Source organism: Acinetobacter sp. UBA3025 (assembly GCF_002367915.1).
Lineage (GTDB): Bacteria > Pseudomonadota > Gammaproteobacteria > Pseudomonadales > Moraxellaceae > Acinetobacter.
Genome location: NZ_DFDO01000288.1, coordinates 1 through 4,166, shown reverse-complemented (window position 1 = coordinate 4,166; position 4,166 = coordinate 1). Strand labels below are relative to the sequence as shown.

Annotated in this window: 2 protein-coding genes and 1 pseudogene; all 3 read left to right on the top strand. The window is 44.7% G+C overall.

What is annotated here, in order from left to right; translation table 11 throughout:
- On the top strand, positions 1 to 1,458 hold a 1,458-nt coding region (locus B4J23_RS12145; RefSeq protein WP_291360936.1), incomplete at its 5' end, for an ABC transporter substrate-binding protein.
- 22 nt (positions 1,459 to 1,480) lie between these two features.
- Positions 1,481 to 3,283: an ABC transporter substrate-binding protein gene (locus tag B4J23_RS12140; RefSeq protein ID WP_179992870.1), complete on the top strand. Its 1,803-nt coding sequence runs from the start codon at positions 1,481 to 1,483 to the stop codon at positions 3,281 to 3,283.
- 19 nt (positions 3,284 to 3,302) lie between these two features.
- Positions 3,303 to 4,166 (top strand): annotated as a pseudogene (locus B4J23_RS12135) (Zn-dependent oligopeptidase); the annotation flags it as partial.

The window sequence follows — 4,166 nt, the reverse complement described above, 5'->3', positions numbered from 1 at the left end:
GATCCGGTCTTTCAGGGCAAGAAGCGTGAACTGCTCGCCCGGGATTATATTTATTCCATGCAAAGGGTGATGGATCCGAAAAACCATTCGCCTTCTTTTTCTTTTATTGAAGGCAAAATTCTTGGCGCAGATCAAGTCATCCAGCAGGCCAAAAAAATGGGCAAATTTAACTATGATGCTCCGATTGCCGGTTTAAAAGCCCTAGATAAATATACCTTACAAATTACCCTGATCCGTTCAGATCTGAACTTTCCTTACATTTTAGCCTATGTCGCTTTTGCTGGTACTGCACGTGAAGTCATCGAATATTATGGCGATCGAGTAGGTCAGCATCCAGTCGGAACAGGGGCATACCAGTTACACAAATACGTACCGCGTAGCCGCATTGAGCTGACTGCCAACCCAAATTATCGCGGTTTTGTCTGGAACTTTAAGGGGGATGGTTCAGAGTGGGATCAGCGGATTGTTAAAGCCATGCAAGGCAAGCAGATGCCGCAAATTGGCAAGGTTAAGATCAGCATCATTGAAGAAGAACAGTCGCGCTGGCTGGCCTTAAAATCTGGACAATTAGACTATGACAAACTGACTGCAAGTGGTGCTGAACAGGCGCTGGAAAATAAGCAGCTAAAAAGTGAATATAAGAAAAAAGGCATCCTGCATTATCCAAATAAAGAGCCGGAAATCACCTATACCATCATGAATATGCGTGATCCGGTGATTGGTGGGGACTCACTGGAAAAAATTGCACTACGCCGTGCTATTGCCTTGTCCTATAACCAGAAAGAAGCCATCCAGCAGCTATATAAAGGGCATGCTGTTAAAGCTGAAATGATTCTTCCTGAAGGTGTGGGTGGATATAACCCGGATTATAGAAGCAGTATTGCCTACAACCCATTGCTTGCCAATAAACTGCTCGATCGTTTTGGCTACAAGAAAGGAGTCGACGGTTACCGCACCTTGCCTGATGGCAAACCATTGGTTCTGAAAATGAACTCGACTAGCTCAAGCTCTTCCGTTATTTCTGCGGAGCTATGGAAAAAGAACCTGGATGCAATCGGGGTAAAAGTTGAGTTTAAGGTCAGTAATTTTGCCGACAATTTAAAAGAAGCCACTCAATGCAAACATATGATGTGGGGTGGCGCCTGGATTGCAGATTATCCGGAAGGGGAAAACTTTGCCCAGTTGCTGTATGGCCCAAATGCCCAGCAAGGTAACCTGAGCTGCTATACCTCTAAAGCCTATGACGCGCTGTATCAAACTGCGATGAAACTGCCGCCTCAGCAACGCACTCCATATTATGAGCAGATGAACCGCCAGATGGAGGCCGATAATCCATGGATTTTGCACAATACCCGGGTACGCAACTGGCTGATTCATCCACAGGTACAGGGCTTTAAGGCACATCCGGTGACTAGAGCAGTTTGGCAATATCTGGATATTGAACCTGTTAAAAAATAACTTGAGAAGATTAAGAACCAGTATGAATGTGAATACAAACGCTTTAAAAAAGCTGGCCAGTGGGGTTTTAATGGCCAGTTTAATGATGGCAGGTGCTGCACCCACATGGGCTGCCAATCCCGCTAATCCAAATAAAGTCTTAAAAACGGTCTTTCCCGCGGCTGAAACCGGTTTCGATCCCGGTTATATCCATGACCGATATTCGGCCAAGATTAACTCGGCAATTTTCGAAACCTTATATACCTATGATTATCTGGCCTCACCAGCGAAACTGGTGCCATTGACTGCGGTAGATATGCCTCAAGTCAGTGCAGACGGTTTGACTTATACCATTAAAGTTAAAAAGGGCATTTACTTTGCAGATGATCCGGTCTTTGGTGGTAAAAAACGTGAACTGACCGCCTATGACTATGCCTATTCTCTAAAGCGTCTCTTAGATCCAAAGCTTAATTCACCTAATAGCTGGTTGCTGGATGGTCGGATCAAAGGGCTGGAAGCATGGACAGCCATGGCGAAAAAAAATGGCAAAGTCTATGAAAATCCATTTGAAGGTATTCAGACTCCAGATCGCTATACCTTGGTACTCAAGCTGAATAATCCGGATCAGAACTTTCCGATGTTGCTGGCCCACGGTCCAGCTGCCGCAGTTGCACGCGAAGTCATTGAAAAGTATAAAGACAAAGCTGGCTGGGTAATGAGTAAGCCGGTCGGTACAGGGCCTTATGTACTTAGTCGCTGGACACCGGGATCACGCATTATCTTAAAGCCAAATCCGGCTTACCGTGGTTTTGTCTGGAATTATAAAGCCAATAGTGCAGAAGACCAGGCGATTGTCAGTGCGATGCAGGGCAAAAAAATGCCTCAAATCGGCACCATTGATGTGCGTGTCATTGAAGAAGCCCAATCACGGATGTTGTCATTTAAGAAAAATGAACTGGATCTGGTTGAAATCGACGGCGATCTGGTCGTGCAGGCATTGGATGGTGACAAGTTAAAACCTGAACTGGTCAAGCAAGGCATCAAGCTGTCACGCATGTTGGAGCCATCGATTAACTACCATTACTGGAATATGCAAGACCCGGTGGTGGGTGGCTTTACGCCAGAAAAAATTGCCTTACGTCGTGCGATGGCAATGGCTTTTTCTGTTGAAAACATGATTAGCGTACTCCTTAAAGGAGATGGTGCAAAACTGCACATGCCTATTCCGCCAGGAGTTGCAGGCTATTCACCCGCTTATAAAACCAGTACGCCATATTCGGTCAAGGCAGCCAATATGTTGCTGGATCGCTATAACTATAAGATCGGTGCGGATGGCTGGCGGAGAACTCCTGAAGGCAAACCTCTGGTGATTGAACTGATTACGGCCAATACCAGTCGTGGTCAGCAACAGGGCGAATTCTGGAAAAAGACCTTAGATAATATTCATATCAAACTGACCAGTAAGGCCATGCCATTTGCTGAAGGCATTAAGCTGGAAAAGCAATGTAAAACCATGTTTAAAAGCTCTGCATGGATTGCCGACTATCCGGATGCTGACAACTTCATGCAGTTGTTCTATGGCAAAAACGTCAATGTCACCAATAATGCCTGTTTCAAGCATGCGGAATATGACCGTTTATATGAACAGAGTCAAAGCATGCCACCGGGTCCTGAACGGGATCTGGTTTATCGCAAAATGACCCGTATTCTGGAGGTCAATATGCCAACCATGATGCTGTATAGCACTTACCGTAATGCACTAGCGCAACCTCATGTTATTGGACACAAGTCCCATCCGATTCTGTCCACAGAATGGATGTATATCGATATTGATACTAAAAAGTAAGAAAAAGCTGGAGATGATGATGACATTAAAACACTTGAAATTTACCACACTCTGTCTGGCGATGATCGGGGGATCTCAAACCGTCATGGCAGAGACCCAAACCCAGCTTTTGCCTTTATTCAAGGCTGCAGAAATTCCGGCATTGTGCGATACCAATCTGGATAAAATGCAAAAAGATATCCAGAAATTTGAAAGCCAGAAAATCAAAAATAAGGCTGAAGCCCGTCCTTATCTGGCAGCTTGGGATACATTGCAGGCATCGATTGGTGATTTTGTTTCACCTATCGGTCTATATAGTAATGTTGATCCTGATCCAGCCTTGCGTCAGGCGGCAGATGACTGTGAACTGAAAATCAGTAAATACCTGACTTCCATGTATCAGAGTCCAAAACTGTATGCCCAATTCAAGAAACTGAAAGCCACAGATCCGGTCGATGAAAAATTCCTGAAAGATATTCTGAATCAGTTTGAAAAAACCGGGGTACAACTCAGCGCAGAGAAACAGAAGCGTCTGAAGGAAATTATTGAAGAAAGTACCAAACTGGGGCAGGACTATTCCAAGAATGTACGTGATAACCCTGAAAAAGTTGAATTCACTGTTGCAGAGCTGAAAGGTTTACCTGCGAGCTATATCGCCGGTTTAAAGAAAAATGAAAAGGGCAATTATCTGCTCGGCTTCGACTATCCGGAATATCAGCCATTTATGGAGCTGGCAGAGAGTGATGAAGCTCGTAAACGTTATCAGACTGCCTATACCCGCCGAGGGACTGAGAAAAACCTCGAATACATGAAAAAGGCTATTGATCTGCGTTATGAACTGGCCCAGCTATTCGATAAAGACAGCTATGCTTATGTTGCCTTAAAAGATCGTATGGCTAAAACC

Bases quoted from the DNA above. Each gene is read 5' to 3' on its own strand.
- B4J23_RS12140 (WP_179992870.1), top strand. From the start codon at position 1,481: ATGAATGTGAATACAAACGCTTTAAAAAAGCTGGCCAGTGGGGTTTTA.